The 17,433-nt window shown below is 46.4% G+C and carries 13 protein-coding genes; 4 read left to right on the forward strand and 9 right to left on the reverse strand.

Annotation, left to right across the window (positions count from 1 at the left end; translation table 11 throughout):
* Positions 1–14: 14 nt before the first annotated feature.
* The 7 genes from MY523_RS11395 to cysM form a co-directional block, all read right to left on the reverse strand.
* Positions 15–806, reverse strand: coding sequence for a citrate synthase family protein (locus MY523_RS11395; RefSeq protein WP_250654825.1), 792 nt, complete (start codon positions 804–806; stop codon positions 15–17).
* On the reverse strand, positions 803–1,636 hold the full coding sequence (locus MY523_RS11400) for a citrate synthase family protein (RefSeq protein ID WP_250654826.1): 834 nt from the start codon (positions 1,634–1,636) through the stop codon (positions 803–805). The genes MY523_RS11395 and MY523_RS11400 overlap by 4 nt, the downstream gene beginning before the upstream one ends.
* Positions 1,636–3,360: a thiamine pyrophosphate-binding protein gene (locus MY523_RS11405; RefSeq protein WP_250654827.1), complete on the reverse strand. Its 1,725-nt coding sequence runs from the start codon at positions 3,358–3,360 to the stop codon at positions 1,636–1,638. Before MY523_RS11405 ends, MY523_RS11400 begins: the two co-directional genes overlap by 1 nt.
* 584 nt (positions 3,361–3,944) lie before the next feature.
* Positions 3,945–4,847 (reverse strand): nucleoside triphosphate pyrophosphohydrolase, encoded by a 903-nt coding sequence (gene mazG / locus MY523_RS11410; protein ID WP_250654828.1) that lies wholly within the window; start codon positions 4,845–4,847, stop codon positions 3,945–3,947.
* Between the two features lie 11 nt (positions 4,848–4,858).
* On the reverse strand, positions 4,859–7,096 hold the full coding sequence (gene relA, locus MY523_RS11415; RefSeq protein WP_250654829.1) for a GTP diphosphokinase: 2,238 nt from the start codon (positions 7,094–7,096) through the stop codon (positions 4,859–4,861).
* 68 nt (positions 7,097–7,164) lie between these two features.
* On the reverse strand, positions 7,165–8,502 hold the full coding sequence (gene rlmD / locus MY523_RS11420; protein ID WP_250654830.1) for a 23S rRNA (uracil(1939)-C(5))-methyltransferase RlmD: 1,338 nt from the start codon (positions 8,500–8,502) through the stop codon (positions 7,165–7,167).
* 384 nt (positions 8,503–8,886) lie between these two features.
* Positions 8,887–9,777 (reverse strand): cysteine synthase CysM, encoded by an 891-nt coding sequence (gene cysM / locus MY523_RS11425; RefSeq protein WP_250654831.1) that lies wholly within the window; start codon positions 9,775–9,777, stop codon positions 8,887–8,889.
* Between the two features lie 250 nt (positions 9,778–10,027).
* Here cysM and MY523_RS11430 point away from each other — a divergent pair, with 250 nt between their 5' ends.
* Together MY523_RS11430 and MY523_RS11435 are read left to right on the forward strand one after the other, a co-directional pair.
* Positions 10,028–10,918: a HAMP domain-containing protein gene (locus MY523_RS11430; protein ID WP_250654832.1), complete on the forward strand. Its 891-nt coding sequence runs from the start codon at positions 10,028–10,030 to the stop codon at positions 10,916–10,918.
* A gap of 5 nt (positions 10,919–10,923) precedes the next feature.
* Positions 10,924–12,945, forward strand: coding sequence for a response regulator (locus tag MY523_RS11435; protein WP_250654833.1), 2,022 nt, complete (start codon positions 10,924–10,926; stop codon positions 12,943–12,945).
* Between the two features lie 302 nt (positions 12,946–13,247).
* Here MY523_RS11435 and acpS read toward each other — a convergent pair whose 3' ends face one another.
* Positions 13,248–13,622, reverse strand: coding sequence for a holo-ACP synthase (gene acpS, locus MY523_RS11440; RefSeq protein WP_250654834.1), 375 nt, complete (start codon positions 13,620–13,622; stop codon positions 13,248–13,250).
* Between the two features lie 166 nt (positions 13,623–13,788).
* The gene (gene rimO, locus MY523_RS11445) at positions 13,789–15,213 is read right to left on the reverse strand and encodes a 30S ribosomal protein S12 methylthiotransferase RimO (RefSeq protein ID WP_250654835.1); all 1,425 of its coding nucleotides are present in this window, start codon (positions 15,211–15,213) and stop codon (positions 13,789–13,791) included.
* Positions 15,214–15,760: 547 nt separating this feature from the next.
* On the opposite strand from rimO, the gene MY523_RS11450 reads away from it, so the two are divergent.
* Complete coding sequence (locus MY523_RS11450) at positions 15,761–16,159, forward strand: PilZ domain-containing protein (protein WP_250654836.1); 399 nt, start codon at positions 15,761–15,763, stop codon at positions 16,157–16,159.
* A 349-nt stretch (positions 16,160–16,508) separates the two neighbouring features.
* Positions 16,509–17,417, forward strand: a complete 909-nt coding sequence (gene cysD, locus MY523_RS11455; RefSeq protein WP_250654837.1) for a sulfate adenylyltransferase subunit CysD — start codon at positions 16,509–16,511, stop codon at positions 17,415–17,417.
* The last annotated feature ends 16 nt before the right edge of the window (positions 17,418–17,433 follow it).

Below are 17,433 nucleotides of genomic sequence, written 5' to 3' on the forward strand. Positions count from 1 at the left end.
CATTCTCCACAAAATTACCACTTTCGAATAGGGTGCCCGCTGTAAATAATTTTTTCGCACCTCACAGGAAAAAAGCTACCCTCAGCCCTATCCCTAGTATCTTGATAGCAAGGCACCATACCCGCTATAAAACAAGGGCTCATGAACAATTGATACTCTTCAGGAGAAAGCCCTAAGTCTGCTCCTAGTGCTGCATCAATTGCAGCGATGTTCATTGATAGTCCTTTTGTATCATTCAGGTAATGATACACTTTGAGCGCAATGGCTAAATGCTTTCCTTTATCAAGCCCAAGTTCTTCAACCAGTTTTAATGTATGCGGAACTCTTTCATCAATTCTTGCCAATGGCCTGCCGTAACCATAAATAGTCTTTTTTTGTTTTATCTGTTCATCCACAAAATCTTCAACAGAAACGCCATTATCAACAGCTTTACCGGCCCGATAAAAAAAGTCGAGCGCTTTTCTCTCAGGACGTCTACCATAAATTGACGCTTCAGATACAGCCATACCTGCCATTAACGATAATGAAGAAGTGCTTCTAGATGACCCTGCTAGCGCACTAATATGATTTGGCCAAATACTGGAATCTGGATAGCTCGTACCAACCCAAAAGAAGTTCAGCAGTTTAAGCTCACTCTCTTTTAACATTCGCCCAGTAATACTAAAGAAATACAAGCTAAACCAATCAAGCTGACCTAGCTCGTTATGTAAATCTTTACCACGCATTACAACTCGATCACATAAATAAGCCTTACCCATACTCGTGACAAGTTTATTTTCACTAAGGGCCAAGTCTTCAATTGTCATATATTGATCCCCTTAATCTTGGGCATCCCTTTAAACCCAGGATCATCAGTTAGATGTATCGAATTGCCATAAAATGGAAATTTCTTCCACCCTAACTTCTGCTGCTCTAATGCATGCACAGCAGCCCCCGGCAACCGAAATAATAGAAAAAGCATTTCTGCCTGCTGAGCAGTAAACCCAAGGTCAAACAATGCCGCTGCAGCAACCCCAGTCATTGCCAATGGAATTCCTGTAAATGCTTCTAGCTCCCCCCTATTTTTTTGTAGCCAGCTAAGCACGCCACCATCACTATATTGAGACAATAGGTTCAACGTTTTCAGAACGGGTGTAGGGCAAGTCAAACCATTAGGCTCAAAACCTGGCGCGTGCTCCATGGGCAACCAAATGTCGACCTCTTCGTCAGCAAGTACAGCGCCAATTCCCTCTTTCCATGTATCTATATCCTTCCCACATTGCTTCCACAAATTAACAGCTATATATACCTCATGTGCACCACCATATTGCCCTGCTCCGACCGCCAGAGCTGCCATTAAAGAACCCGCAGCCACACTTCCTCCGACACCACCATTCATGGCGGCCCGAACACTATTATCACGAGGCCCTCGATTGGCAAAAGCAACCGCAAGGTGTTCAAGTAACTGAGCCTGAGAAGCTGAAGGACGCTCACCTTTAAACATTAAAAATAGGTACTCTATCCAACTCGCCTTTCCTAAAAGATCGCCATAAACATCATAACCATGACAATGGCATGATTTGGCCTCAAAAGGGTTATTTGGTTCAGCCTCTTCGTTCCAAATATCACTATGAAATACCGGTTCTTTTTCAGCCATTAAACCGCCCCCGTAAGAATCTTCATTCGCGCCCCCATCGGCGGTATTTCATCCCTGTCAACGATAACGTCTAACAGGCAAGGGCCTGGTCTACTTAAGATTTCAGGTATATCAAGCGCTTCAAGTTGAGCCATATTTTCAATACGATAAGACTCAATACCCATCGCTTCCCCCATCTGGGCAAAGTTAATATTGGGTAATTCATTACCGATTTTCTCAGCTCCACCAATCTTTTGGCCATGCCTTACCATGCCTAGCGCAGAGTCATTCAATACAACAAACAACAGGTTAAGATCTTCCTGTAGTGCCGTTGTAATTTCCTGCCCACTCATTAGCATGCTGCCATCACCTGTCACACAAACAACCGGGTTCTCTTTTGCCCCCGCAGCCATGCCCACCGACGAGCCAATGGCCCACCCCATGGAGGCGAAACCAATACCAATATGAAATAAACTCTTCTGAGGGTCAAAATCTAAAGGACGTTTACAGTTCCAATAGTGAATGCCCCATAAGAAACTATTACCACTATCTAAAGCCACTCGTGTGTTATCTGGGCATACGGCACTCATGTGGCTCATAAACCGCTGCGGCTTAACTGGGCCATCTGTACTAATGCACTTATCGCGCTTTTCTATACTTATAAACTTGGGTAGCCCCATGTCATCTTGTAATGGAAGGATTTCCTTTTTATTGGGGCGGTCTCTAAGCAGGTTTGCAAATGGCTTAAGCATTAGCTCTAAAGAACCTAACACACACAGTTTTGCCATAAATGAGCGGCTCAGGTGCTCAGAATTACCTGACAAGTGTATGAGCCTTTCAGACATAATTGCGCTTTCATCCCAACCACTGGTCGATACCTCATCCAGAGCAGTTCCAACTACCACCACCCGCTCTGCATTTTCGGGTTGTAATGCCTCATGTGCACTTTCATGTCCGGCAAAACCAAACACGCCTCGATATTGCGGGTGAAAGCTATTGACCAGCCCTTTTGCTCTTGGCGTGGTCACAAACAGCCAGTTTCTAGATTCAACCAAGGCCAGTATTTCATTTATTGCACCAGCAGCACCTTCACCAATAACAACTGTCACTTTTTCTTTGGTTGCTAACTCTTTGAGCACCAGTTGCAGTGCGTGCTGACTAGGCACAACCTCATGGTTAATAAACGCACGCATAGCGCCATTTATACGGTGCTCTTCTACCTTAGCTCTCATCACATCCAGCGGTATACTCAAGTGAACAGGCCCTGGCCGGTTACTAGTGGCATAACTTATAGCCTGAAGTAACTTAGACTCAAGTTGGGCGGAATGCGAGACTAAAGTGTTAAACCGAGTGCAGTGCTCAAACATCTCTAGCGTATTAATACCTGTACATGAGGCATCTTGAAGAGAGCCCATACCAAACTTTTCTATGGATGTTTGTGCTGATATAACAAGCATTGGTATTCCATCTGCGTAAGCGGACGCAACACCTGTAATTAAATTAGTTGCCCCAGGGCCTGCAGTTGCGCAACAAACCCCTATTTTTCCTGTCTCACGGGCATAGCCATCTGCCATAAACGCCGCGCCCGTTTCGTGTCTTGCGATTATTGCCTTAGGGCCGCCTTTCCGTTCGCTCCTTGCCAGGGCGTTATAAAGAGGCTCTATACTTCCTCCAGGAACCCCAAAGACGTATTCGACACCTAAACGCTCAAGATAATTAAGTATTAAATCACCGTTTTCAATCATCGCTCGCACCTATATAAAAATAATTTGGCGCCTTTTTATAGTTTTAGAGTATTTAAAGATACAGGTCAGTTGTAAACGAATGTCAAACGCCCGTTTGAACAGAACTAGTTCACACATGCCATGCCAACTTCATCACACTCAAATTACACATTTTACATTTGGAGGAAAATTTTAAGGTGCCCTGATTTCAACAGGAGGGCATCTTTTTGAACACAAAAGATCTGTTTTAAAAAACTTATTATCAGTAGGTTATGAAACACAATTTTACATTGAGATTACAGCTGTTCTCTGATTACGAAGGGAGTTAAAGAACTGCTATAAAGTCTATTTATTGGGGAAACTCAAAATGAGTCTATAAAGTGGGGGCTAAAATAAGGCGCTACACAAATAGAGCATTTTGGGTAGAAATATTACTAAATCCGGATGATTCGCTACATCAATAACGCATTTATAGTTTTTGCTCTTTATCTAGGACAATCTTCCTTGATTCCAGTCGTACCTCCTTTCATCACGGCTACGAAAGCCTCTACTATGCGCCACTGTAGCTTTGGTACAGCGAAGCGGAATCAGGGGTTGATCTGGAACTAAATAGAGCGTTTAAGAGGCGTTTGAAAAGAGCCTTTGGCTTCATCCCAAAGCTCATCAAGCTCATCTAACGTGACCTCTCCAAGCACTTTACCTTGCTGGTGCAGTGCTTTTTCGATGAACTGAAACCGGTTAATAAACTTCTGATTGGTGGCTCTAAGGGCGGTGTCTGAGTTTACCTTGATGAAACGTGCTAGATTGACGCAGCAAAAAAGCACATCCCCCATCTCTTCCATAATGTGTTTCTGCTGCATTGGTGCGTCACTTTCCGGGTGTGCCAGCGCTTCTTTGAGCTCATCCAGCTCTTCTTGTATTTTATCAAACACAGGCTCAATTGAAGGCCAGTCGAACGCATAATGAGCAGCACGTTTCTGTAGTTTTTCTGCCCGTGCCAATGACGGTAGATTTGTGGGTATATCATCTAAAACACTGCGAAATGATGACTCTCGCCGGGTCGACTCCAATGCCAGCAACGCATCTTTTTTTGCTTTTAGTGCCCGCTCTTCGGCTTTAATGCGCTCCCAATTTTGTTTTATCTCTGCTTCTGAGATGCTCTCACCCTCCCCCAACTCGCTTTGTAAGGTTCCATCAGGGAATACGTGAGGATGACGGCGCACCAGTTTGGCCACCAGATTCGAGACAATATCTGAAAAATCAAAATGAGACGCTTCCTTGCCCATTTGAGCATAGAAAATGACTTGAAACAGTAAGTCTCCTAACTCATCTTTAAGGTGATCATAGTCTTTTCTCTCAATGGCATCAGCCACTTCATACGCCTCTTCAAGGGTATGAGGGAGTATCGAGTCAAATGTCTGTTTAATATCCCATGGGCAGCCTTTTTCAGGGTCCCGCAGGCGGTTCATTAGATAAAGAAGGTCTTCGATGTTGTAGTCTTTACTCATGAACCTTGTTCCTAACTGTCTCGTTTACGACGTGCTTCAATAACGTTCGGTAGTTGTTTGATTTTGGATAACAGCCGCCCCAGGCTATCAAGGCTGTTAATCTCTACTTTTAGCACCAGCGTCGCGGTGCTATTCATCCGGTCGGTATAGGTGTTCATACCAATAACATTAACACGCTCGTTGGCGAGGATGATGGTTACATCCCGTATCAGGCCTTCCCGATCATAAGCTTGTATTTCTATATCAACTGCGTAGGTGGATTCCGATTTTTTACCCCAGGAAACCTCGATAATTCTATTCGGGTCTTTATCTTGAAGTTGCAGCAGGTTGATACAGTCGTCCCGATGAATGGAAACGCCCCGGCCCACAGTGATATAGCCTGTTATAGCGTCGCCAGGGACAGGCTGACAACATTGGGCAACGGTGGTCATTAACTTACCAACCCCTCTGATCTGAATATCCGAGTCGGCTGGCTTATCGTCCTGATAAACATTGAGTTGTAAGCTCAGTTGCTCTTCTTGAGGCTCAATAAGCTTTTGTGCGACATTGGCAACATGAGTCGCACGCAAATCACCCGCACCAACTGCGGCAAACATGTCTGCTGCGCTTTTGTAATTCACCTTCTCTGCCAGCTCGTTTAGCTCAATATCACCAATAGAGAGCCGCTTAAACTCATCTTCCAGAATGGCACGACCATCAATAATATTCTGATCACGATTTTGCTCTTTAAACCAGTGTGCAACTTTGGCTCTGGCACGGGAGGTCTGTATATATCCCAGCCCGCTATTGAGCCAGTCACGGCTCGGTGCGGGGTTGTTTGAAGTCAGTATACTCACCTGCTCACCCGTCTTAAGTGGGTAAGTCAGCGGGACAATACGACCATTAACCTTGGCGCCACGACAGCTATGCCCTACCTCGGTGTGTACCCGGTATGCAAAGTCGACCGGGGTGGCCCCTTGCCTGAGATCTACCACATGGCCTTCGGGTGTAAACACGTAAACCCTGTCGGTACTGGCCTCAGTTGAAAGCTGATCAACCAGGCCTGAAACATCGCCGATCTCCTCTTGCCACTCCAGCACCTGCCTCAACCAGTTTATTTTGTCTTCATAACCGCTCGACTTGTTCTTAACGTCTGTGCCTTTGTATAACCAGTGCGCGCAGACCCCTAGCTCAGCCTCTTCATGCATATCATGGGTTCGAATCTGCACTTCCATGACTTTACCATGCGGCCCGACCACTGCGGTATGCAACGAACGGTAGCCATTGCCCTTGGGGTTGGCAATATAGTCATCAAATTCGTGCGGTATATGGCGCCATAAAGAGTGGACGATGCCTAACACCGCGTAACAGTCTCTTACCTTTGGCACTAAAATGCGGAACGCCCGAATATCGTATATTTGTGAAAAGTCCAGATTCTTTCTGCGCATCTTTCGCCAAATGCTGTAAATGTGCTTCGATCTTCCGGTAATTTCGGACTTTATCCCAAATCTTGAAACTTCTTGCTGTAAGGTGTCGAGCACCTCACGAATAAATTCATCCCGGTCAACTCGGCGCTCACGCAATTGCTTGGCTATTTTTTTATAGGCGGTATCGTGGAGGTACCTGAATGAGAGGTCTTCAAGCTCCCACTTAATATGACCTATCCCCAAACGGTGGGCTAGAGGTGCGTATATATCGAAGACTTCGCGGGCCACTCGTTGTCTTTTCTCTGGCTGGGCATTTTTCACCGCCCGGATTGCGCAAGTTCGCTCTGCCAGCTTAATCAGCACCACACGAACATCATCAATCATGGTCACCAGCATTTTACGAACGTTATCAAGCTGCCCCTGATTTTGACCCAATACCGACCCTTTGTAGGGTGTGTGGATTGCAGATATGGCGGCCATTTGCTGCACACCGTCTATTAGCTTGGCAACATCCTCTCCAAACTTTTCTTTAACACTCGCATTTGAGAGGCGTTCTTCTCTGACTGCGCGATAGAGAATTGCGGCCACCATTGATTCCTGGTCGAGGTTTAACTCCGCCAGAATTTGAGCCATTTCAAGGCCCGTTTGAAAACTATTGTGCCCCTTGGCCCAGAGGCGGTCTTCCCTTACAGCTTCCTGCTCAATTTCAAGGCTTAACTCACAGGCCTCCCGAACGACCTCAATATCATCTAGTTTAACTAGCTCTGAGAAGTGTTGAATCCAGCGTTCGATGTCAACATTACCTTCTTCCGAAATATGATGATCTTCTCTAACCTTAACCATACCTAGTCCAAGCGTTAGTACGCAAATAATCGGAATTTTGCTCTGTTATGGCACATATTCCGATACCGTTATTTTTCGAATAGAGCGATTGATTCAACATGCGTGGTATGAGGGAACATATCCATAACCCCCACCTTGACCATTCGGTAACCATGCTCAACCAAGACCCCTGCATCCCGCGCCAGTGTCGCGGGGTTACATGAAACATATACAATTCTCTTTGCACCAAACTTAGGCAAATATCGAACCACTTCAAAGGCCCCCGAACGAGGCGGATCGATTAATATCTTGTCGAAACCTTCTTTCGCCCATTCAGCACGGGTGAAGTCCAAATGTAGATCTGCCCCGCAAAACGTTATGTTGGTGAAGTTATTGTCGCGGGCATTCTCTCGCCCTCGTACAACCATCGCCTCATCACCCTCTACGCCAATGACTTCACGGGCTTTTCGAGCCAAAGGCAGGGTAAAGTTCCCTAACCCACAAAAAAGATCAAGCACTCTGTCTTCAGTGGATACCGCTAACCATTCAACGGCTCGACTCACCATTTGGCTATTTATATCGGCATTCACCTGGGTAAAGTCCAAAGGGTGGAAGCTCATCTTCAGGTCAAATTCATTTAAACGGTAGGATAAACGTTGCTCTCCACTTACCGGATAGATTCTGTGCGCCGATTCAGGGCCTTTTGGTTGAAGATAGATATGAAGTTGGTGCGACTCGCCAAAATGAGTCAGTTTTTCTACATCTGCATCACTGAGAGGGTTTATATTACGGAAAACCAGGGCGAGATCTGAATCACCCGCAGCCACTTCAATATGTGTAATATCGCGACGCCCAGCCAACCCTCGAACCAATTCGCGGATAGCATTAATATGGCGACCAATGCGCTCATCCATAACCATACACTGGTTAATATCGGTAATTGACCCACTGCGTTTTTCGCGGAAGCCAATCAGCATTTCATCTCGACGGCCGACATAGCGGACACCCAATCGGGCCTTTCGGCGATATCCTTCTGAAGGGCCTGTCATTGGCTCAAGGAATGACGTAGCAGTGATTTCGCCAAAATGACGAAGCTGTCCTTCCAAAACAGACTGTTTAAACGCTATTTGTGCTTCGGGTTCAATATACTGCAAGCTGCATCCGCCACAAAGCGGCGCATGGGGGCAAGGGGGTTTAACGCGGTCATCAGAGGCAACAAGTATCTCTTCTGCTTTTAGTTCGTCAAATTTACTGCGCGTATTGGTGTAGCGCGCACGCACCGTTTCACCAACCAACGCGCCTTCTACAAATTGGGTTTTGCCATTAAGGCGAGCAACGCCACGCCCGTCGTGCGTCAGAGAATCAATGGTCAACTCAACTAACCCAGAAGGTACTTTTTTCTTTTTTTGTTGAGGTCTTCTTGCCATTAATCGTTACAGCCTTGGCTACGCGGTGCCTTGAATGATTCAGCACAAAAGTAAGTGTGATACTGCTTTTTAACCAAGCAGAATACGCGATTTTGAGGACAATGACCGCTGCAAATTTGTAACAAGTACCTTTAGTCAAAAGCTGGTTCCCCGCATTCGCGAGGATGACATGTAGGCTTAATGATATATCGATGTAGCAGCCTTGATATTCACTCTCACCATTTTAAACCTGTCATTCCCGCGAACAAGGTGAATTGCTCTGCAAGAGAGAGCACCCTGGGGTGGGCGGGAATCCACTATGCCAAAAAACCAAAACCTTGGTTCCCCGCATTCGCGAGGATGACATAGCGTTTTAACAACCTTTATATGTAAACCGGGACGTCATTATTGATTAAACACCCCTGTAGAAAGGTATCGGTCTCCTCGGTCACAGATAATGGCGACGATTACTGCATTTTCAACCCTTTGCGATAAACGAAGCGCACCAGCAACTGCCCCACCGGAAGAGACGCCACAAAAAATCCCCTCTTGCTGAGCCAGGTCTTTCATGGTTTTTTCTGCTTCTTCCTGCCCCATATCGATGGTCTGATCAACCGCAGACGCATCAAAGATACGGGGCATATAGGCTTCCGGCCAACGCCTGATACCAGGAATAGATGCACCTTCACTGGGCTGCAAGCCAACAATTTCTACGCTGGGGTTTTGCTCCTTAAGGTAACGAGAGGTTCCCATAATGGTGCCGGTTGTCCCCATAGAGCTGACGAAATGGGTGATGGTTCCGCCGGTTTGCTGCCAGATTTCTGGCCCTGTCGTCTGGTAGTGAGCGAGCAAGTTATCCTCATTAGAAAACTGGTCAAGCACTTTACCTTTGCCTTCCGCCTGCATCTGTTGAGCCAGGTCGCGCGCCCCCTCCATGCTCTGCTCTTTGGTAACAGTGATTATGTCAGCGCCATAGGCCGACATTGATGCCCGCCGCTCTTCGCTCATATTTTCAGGCATGATCAAAACCATTTTATAGCCTTTGATCGCGGCGGCCATTGCCAGGGCTATGCCGGTATTGCCACTGGTGGCTTCAATAAGCGTGTCACCGGGTTTTATTTCACCACGTTGTTCTGCTGCCTGTATCATGTTCAATGCAGGCCTGTCTTTAACCGACCCCGCAGGGTTATTACCTTCCAGCTTAACCAGTATCGTATTAGTGGTTTTACCGGGTAGTCGCTGTAATCGAACGAGCGGCGTATTACCAACATAGGACTCTATAGTAGGGAATTCCATGAATGATCTCTAAGAAATGCTAACTGATATAAAAATAATGATGACGCTTATGGTAGACTGCCCGAACGTCTATAAGTTCGATACTGGCATTGGCCTACATGTACTTTGACGAGTACTTTCCCAGCGTTGGCTAACGCACTAATATACGTGCTCTCACTTTAAACGTGTAGCTAAACATATAGCATTGATTTTGATATTTATATAACGTTTAGAAATAAGTCATTTTACACTCAGCATTGCAGGGCTTCCAATGAGAAAATGGGGAGTTAAAACACGGGTCATGGTATTGGCACTTTTCCCTGCCATCACCATCGCACTTTTACTGGGCGTTGTGTTTACCCACACTCAGATCAGCAGCATACATAACCTGCTACATGAGCGAGGGCTGTCATTAGGCCGACAGCTTGCAACGGCGAGTGAATATGGCGTTTTTACCAGCAATCGCCCTCTGCTTTTAAGCCTGACTAATGCAACGCTTGAAGAAAAAGATGTCCGCGCTATAAAAATTATGGATAGCTTTAATCGAAGCCTGGTTCACTCTGGTCCTAAGATGCTATCGACTATTAATCCGGCCAAACTCCCCTCTGACCGGGTCGTGATTGAAGAAACCGAAAGCTCAACCCTATTTATTACCCCAATTAAACTGCAAACGCCTATTGTCGACGAACTGTTGGATGTTGATACGCCTCCACCTGTCAATGGCGAAAGCCAAAGCATTGTCGGCTGGGTGGCGCTTGAGCTATCCCATGCCAATTCAACCGTCGCCAAGTACCAGACGTTAATGACCAGTGGGCTGATTATTGTACTTGGCATACTGATCAACTGGTTCATTGCACTGAGAATGACCCGCGGCGTTATTCGACCAATAGAAGAAGTGACCCGTGCGGTTACCGATATAAAGGAAGGCAAGCTCGACACCCGCGTATATAGCGGCGGGGGGCAAGAGCTGCAACTGTTGGAAGCAGGTATTAACTCAATGGCGGAAACATTGAGCAAAGCCCACAACGAAATGCAGCACAATATTGACCAGGCAACTGAAGACCTGCGGGAAACACTCGAAACTATTGAAATTCAGAATATCGAACTCGATATTGCTCGAAAAGAAGCACTGGAAGCGAGCCGCATTAAATCAAAATTTTAGCCAACATGAGCCATGAGATACGTACGCCACTTAATGGCATTCTCGGGTTTACCAACCTGCTAATGAAAGGTCACCTGTCACAACACCAGAAAGATCACCTGACCACCATAAAAAAGTCATCTGAAATTCTGCTCACCATTATCAACGACATTTTAGATTTCTCGAAAATTGAAGCAGGCAAGCTGGTTCTTGACCGTACACCGCTAAAACTGAGAGAAATTATCGAAGATGTAATGACCATGCTGGCACCTACAGCCCATAGCAAAGGACTTGATCTGGTACCGCTAATCTACAGTGATGTGCCAAATAATATTTTGGGTGACCCGCTTAGAATCAAACAGATCATCACAAATCTGGTCAACAACGCCATCAAGTTTACCCAAAGCGGTGAAGTGGTCTTACGCGCGATGCTTGAGGAGCAGAAAGACAGTAGCATTACCGTTAAAATAAGCGTTTCCGATACCGGGGTCGGCCTCTCCCGCGTTCAGCAACAGTCTCTGTTCAATGCGTTTGCTCAAGCTGACGCTTCGACAGCGCGTCAATATGGCGGAACAGGTTTGGGCCTGGTTATTTCCAAGCGCCTGATTGAGGAGATGGGTGGTGAGATTGGACTAGATAGTGAGCTAGGCAAAGGATCTATTTTCTGGTTTACCCTAACAACCGAAATCGCAGCCAATGCCAGTCCTGATCCGAAGCTTGAATCTCTATCCGGTGAACGAATTATCTACATGGAAAGCCAGGCAACCACAGGGCTGGCCGTTCAGCATATGCTGAGTAATCTGGGCGTTCACGTTAAACAGGTTGACTCGCCAGTGGCGCTTATTAAAGGCGTGATAGAAGCCCAGGAGCAGCGCAAGGGGTTCGCCGCTGCAATTGTGGGCATTAACCGGCATTTGATGGCTTCAAATCAGTATAAACAGCTATTAAGCGAGCTTGAGTACAACCGGGGCTGTCGGACACTGCTACTGACCCCCACTCTGGATCATCATCAACACCCTATTCTGGATATGGTCAGCGCACACCTGACCAAGCCCATAATCTACCAACGACTATACGGCATACTTAACAAGCTGATTAACGGTGATGTTGCTGAGCCACTGCTTAACGGGCCATACGATGATGCGCCGTTTATAGACGCAACTGCAACCTCAGGCAATTCAGCATTGCAGCTGCCAAGTCCAGACCAGCAACCCAGTGCAAATACGCCAGTACCGACAATTTTGGCAGTAGACGATAACGACGCAAACCTGAAACTGGTTGAAGTATTGATCAAGGAACTTGGCATTAATGTCGTTACAGCGGCCAGTGGTTTTGAAGCACTGACTAAGTGGAAGCTACAAAAGTTTGACCTGATATTTATGGACGTCCAAATGCCGGGAATGGACGGTATTGAGACCACGGAGAAAATTCGGGGCCATGAAAAGAGCGGACAGCGTATCCCCATTATTGCCCTTACTGCCCACGCACTGGCAGAAGAAAAGAAAACGCTGTTGAATAAAGGCTTTGATGACTACCTGACCAAGCCAATTAGCGAACAACAGCTACAAGATGTTATTTATCACCGCACGGGCTACAAGGCCTCAAATCAAAGTGCGTCCGACGTCTTTGAACCTGTCCCGCAACCTATCAGACCATCAACTCGGGCGCGACAAGCCTCTTGCGTTGACATTGCCCTTTGCATAAAACTCGCTGCCGGTAAAAACGACTTGGCCGAAGAGCTTTTCAGCATGCTGCTTGAACATTTAGTCTCCGACATTGAAGCCATACAGACACTCTACGAAGATGGTGATCATGAGGCATTATTGGAGCGAGTGCATAAACTCCATGGCGCTACTCGTTACTGCGGCGTTCCAGAGCTGCAAGCTGCCGCAGAAAAAATGGAAACAACGCTAAAACGAAAGAATGGAGACCTTGAAGCTCGCTACGAAGACCTCATCGAAGCGATAGAGCAAGTACAACGATGGGCTGAATATAACAACTGGCAAAGCGCGCTGAGAGACTATAGTGTAGACAGCGCCACCCAATAACCAGCAAGCAGCACCTCTTGACTGACACATGTAGAATTAAATTATAGGGTGCGCTTGCGCACCGGTTGCCCCCGCGAATACGAAATATCCCAGATATACCATGGTGCGCAAGCGCACCCTATATTGCTGTAAATGCCCCTTACGGGGAGGAGTCCATACATCTCGTACAAAGACCTTGGCAACATGTATGGCGACAAAGAAGTAGGAGGGTGCCCCGCGCCCGATAAAATAAATGTAAATAAGCAGTGGAGCAATATACCAGTTACAAGCAACTTAGTTTGATTGGACAGTTATGTTTGTAATTAAGACAATACGGCAAATGCCAGCACATAATCTTGCTCGTCGGACAGACTGATATTCAAACAGGACGCTCCCTTGGACACCATTACCGCCTCGGCACGACCATTTAACTCTGCGTACGGTTGTCCGGCTTCGTTGTTTGCAATAGAGATATTTTGCCAGCCAACACCTTTGGCAATTCCCGTACCTAGCGCCTTAACAATGGCTTCTTTTAACGCGAACCTTTTGGCCAGATAACGAGCACTATCAGGTGCTGCGTCGAATAACAACTTTTCATCAGGTGTCAGAATCCGGGAAGCAAAACGCTCGCTATGCTTCGCAAGTGCCTCTTCTATTCGAGCCACTTTGACCAGATCTGTGCCTATACCTTTAACCATTGTTATTCCTGCAATCCGACACTGTCATTCCCCCGCACAAGGTGAATTGCGAAGCAAGAGAGAGCACCCTGGGGTGGGCGGAAATCCATAGTCAACTGTCGCACAAAACAGTGGATCCCCGCATTCGCGAGGATGACTTATTAAACCAAGCAAATCAAACCTACTATCAAGAGTCAGCTAAATGAGCCCACATATCGTGCTCATCCGCTTCTTCAATAACCACCTCAAGAATATCGCCGGGCTCGACATTGGTCACATTGTCGATAAACACCAGACCATCGACATCAGGCGCATCACCCATGGTTCGAGCAACGGAGCCCTCTTCTGTCACTTCATCGACTATTACCTGCATCTGCTTGCCGACTTTCAACTGTAAACGATCTGCACTGATTTGCGCTTGAAGCGCCATAAATTGCTCCAGACGCGCGTCTTTAACCTCTTCAGGTACCGGCTCTGCCAGGTCATTTGCGACCGCCCCTTCTACAGGTGAGTATTTAAAGCAACCCACGCGGTCTAGCTGTGCTTCTTTAATAAAGTCCAGCAACAGTTGGAAGTCTTCTTCGGTTTCTCCTGGAAAACCTACAATAAAAGTACTGCGAATAGTTAAGTCTGGACAGATTTCACGCCACTTTTTAATCCGCGCCAGTGTGTTATCAATCGCACCAGGCCGCTTCATCATCTTTAATATACGAGGGCTGGCATGTTGGAGTGGGATATCAAGATAAGGGAGAATTTTCCCTTCTGCCATCAGTGGTATGGCATCATCAATATGAGGATAAGGGTACAAGTAATGCAGGCGAACCCATGCACCTAGCTCTCCCAATGACTGGCAAAGATCAAGAAAACGGGTTTTAACCGGCCGCCCCTGCCAAAAGCCCATGCGATATTTAGTATCTACCCCGTACGCCCCCGTATCTTGCGACACAACCAACAACTCTTTTACGCCATTGCTAACTAAGCGCTGGGCCTCATCCAGCACTTCTCCAACCGGGCGGCTATCCAGACGACCTCTCATTGAAGGGATAATGCAGAAAGTACATTTCTGGTTACAGCCTTCAGATATTTTCAAATAGGCATAGTGGCGAGGTGTCAGCTTTACCCCCTGAGCCGGAATGAGATGCTCAAAGGGGTTATGTTCAGGTCTTGGCACATGCTGATGAACCTGATCCAGCACGTTCTCATAGGCATGAGGGCCGGTAACGCCTAACACGCCAGGGTGAACCTCGGTAATATCATCTTCTTTAGCGCCCAGACAGCCTGTGACCAGCACTTTACCGTTTTCCGCCAATGCTTCCCCAATCGCATCAAGCGACTCCTGAACAGCACTGTCTATAAAACCACAGGTGTTGACGATAACCATATCTGCATCGTCATAACTCGGGGTTACTTCGTAGCCCTCAATTCGGAGCTGGGTCAAAATGCGCTCAGAATCTACAAGATTTTTAGGGCAGCCAAGCGATACAAATCCAATCCTTGACCCGCTGTCATCCCTCTCAACAGTAGTGATATCAACCGCATCATTCTCTGTAATCGGTTGGTTCTCGATAGTCGTGTCTTTCTGCTGGTTGGGGTCAAAGCTCTTAACGGTCATAGGTCTCAATCATAGTTAGTGATACAGGGTACTTAAGTGGCATCGGGAAACCGCTGTTTGCGGCTATATCCAGAATACTAAATAGTCTGTCGAGGCGAAATTTCGCGAATTATACCTGAACATCCCTAACAATACAGGTTAAAAATCGATCAACTTTGTAATCAAATCCTTGCCGGCTAAATACTTCCCTCCCAGCAGCCTGGTCGCGCTTGATACCCAGTGCGAAACACGCTCTACATGCACCTCAGTAGATCACCGCTCAGGCTCCAGCGCTGGATATATCGATCCCGAATATTAAAAATGCCACGACCTCTTGGGCAGCGTTCGTGCGACCAGTTCACATCGATACATTCTGTTTCAAACTAGAACAGTCATTTAATTGCCATATTTGGCATAAACGCTTAAAATTCATACAACTAGGTAAATTTAAGCAGAAAGTCGGTTAAAGCAAATTTGTAACGCGCCATTAACCACAAGATATTGGAGGTCGCTCTGTTAAGTTAACCCCTGGAAACGCATCAATTTGTTACTGTGGCAGCAACGTTTTATGAATACCAGTCATACGAAAAAAAACCTGAGACACTACACTCGAATCAGAGCGCAGCTGGAAGCGACAGTTCAAAAAAATGAAGGCCAGACAGTCACTGCCGATATAGCGAACCTCTCGCGCGCAGGCATGATGCTGGCTTGTGACGGTAAAACACTTAACGAATTTCTACCAAACACGACCCCGATCATCCCCAGACAACCGGTTCAACTTGATGTTGAGTTTACGGTTCCTGTTGTTGCTACACAGAGAGTTATTGTCAAAACACGTTGCAATGTTATCTACACCCGCCGCTTATCACGGGATTCGTTTCAAATAGGGCTTGAGTTTGACTCTGTTGAGAACAATGGTTACAACTACATCGATCAGTATATTGATGCCCAACAACAGGCTGGTTAGTCCGACAACAAAAACAACGAACTAATACAGAGCAGGCAACGCCTCATATTCACTGCTACTTGTCATATTCACTGCTACAATCTCTCTTATAGCTAATACGGTAATAGCCTTTAGCAAGAATCCTGAAGCTATATCGATATTCCTTTTATATCTAGAAGGTCAACTTCTTATAATCACCTATTATTTGATATAATTCCGGAATTCAGAATATCGACACGTTTAACCATTAAGTTTGATTCAATAAAACTTAAGTAGAATCAATGGATAAACGTAAAATTGACAGGTTACAACATGCGGGATTTGTCACGCTCGTGGCAATCCATCGTCTATCAAAAGCAGGTTTTAAAACATGACCGATTACAATCTGACTCATCTGAAGCAGCTTGAAGCGGAGAGTATCCAAATTATCCGGGAAGTCGCAGCAGAGTTTGAACGCCCTGTAATGCTTTACTCTATCGGCAAAGACTCTACCGTAATGCTTCACTTAGCAAGGAAAGCGTTTTATCCAGGTAAACCCCCTTTCCCATTGATGCATGTGGATACCACCTGGAAATTTAAAGAGATGATCGCGTTCAGAGATGAACAAGCTAAGAAGTACGGTCTTGATCTGTTAGTCCATATTAACCAGGAAGGTGTTGAACAGGGCATTGGCCCGTTCACTCATGGCAGCGCAAAGCATACTGATGTCATGAAAACCCAAAGCTTGAAACAGGCACTCAATAAGTACCAGTTTGATGCAGCGTTTGGTGGCGCACGACGCGACGAAGAGAAGTCTCGTGCGAAAGAGCGTGTTTATTCATTCCGTGACAAAAACCATAGCTGGGATCCAAAAAACCAGCGCCCAGAACTTTGGAGCCTTTATAACGGCAAGAAAGACAAGGGCGAGAGCATTCGCGTGTTCCCTTTGTCAAACTGGACTGAACTCGATATCTGGCAATACATACACCTCGAGAATATTGATATCGTCCCTTTATACCTGTCTAAGAAGCGCCCTGTTGTTGAAAGAGACGGCATCCTGGTTATGGTTGATGATGAGCGTATGCCTCTTGAGCCTGGCGAAACACCCGAGATGAAGTCTGTGCGCTTCAGAACGCTTGGCTGTTATCCGCTAACGGGTGCCGTTGAATCTGAAGCTACAACGCTTCCAGAAATTATCCAGGAGATGCTTCTGGCAACGACCTCGGAAAGGCAGGGCCGTTTAATCGATAGTGACCAAGCCGGTTCAATGGAACAGAAAAAGCGTGAAGGATATTTTTAAACCTGCCCGACATTTG

This window comes from Alkalimarinus coralli (genome assembly GCF_023650515.1).
GTDB classification, from domain to species: domain Bacteria; phylum Pseudomonadota; class Gammaproteobacteria; order Pseudomonadales; family Oleiphilaceae; genus Alkalimarinus; species Alkalimarinus coralli.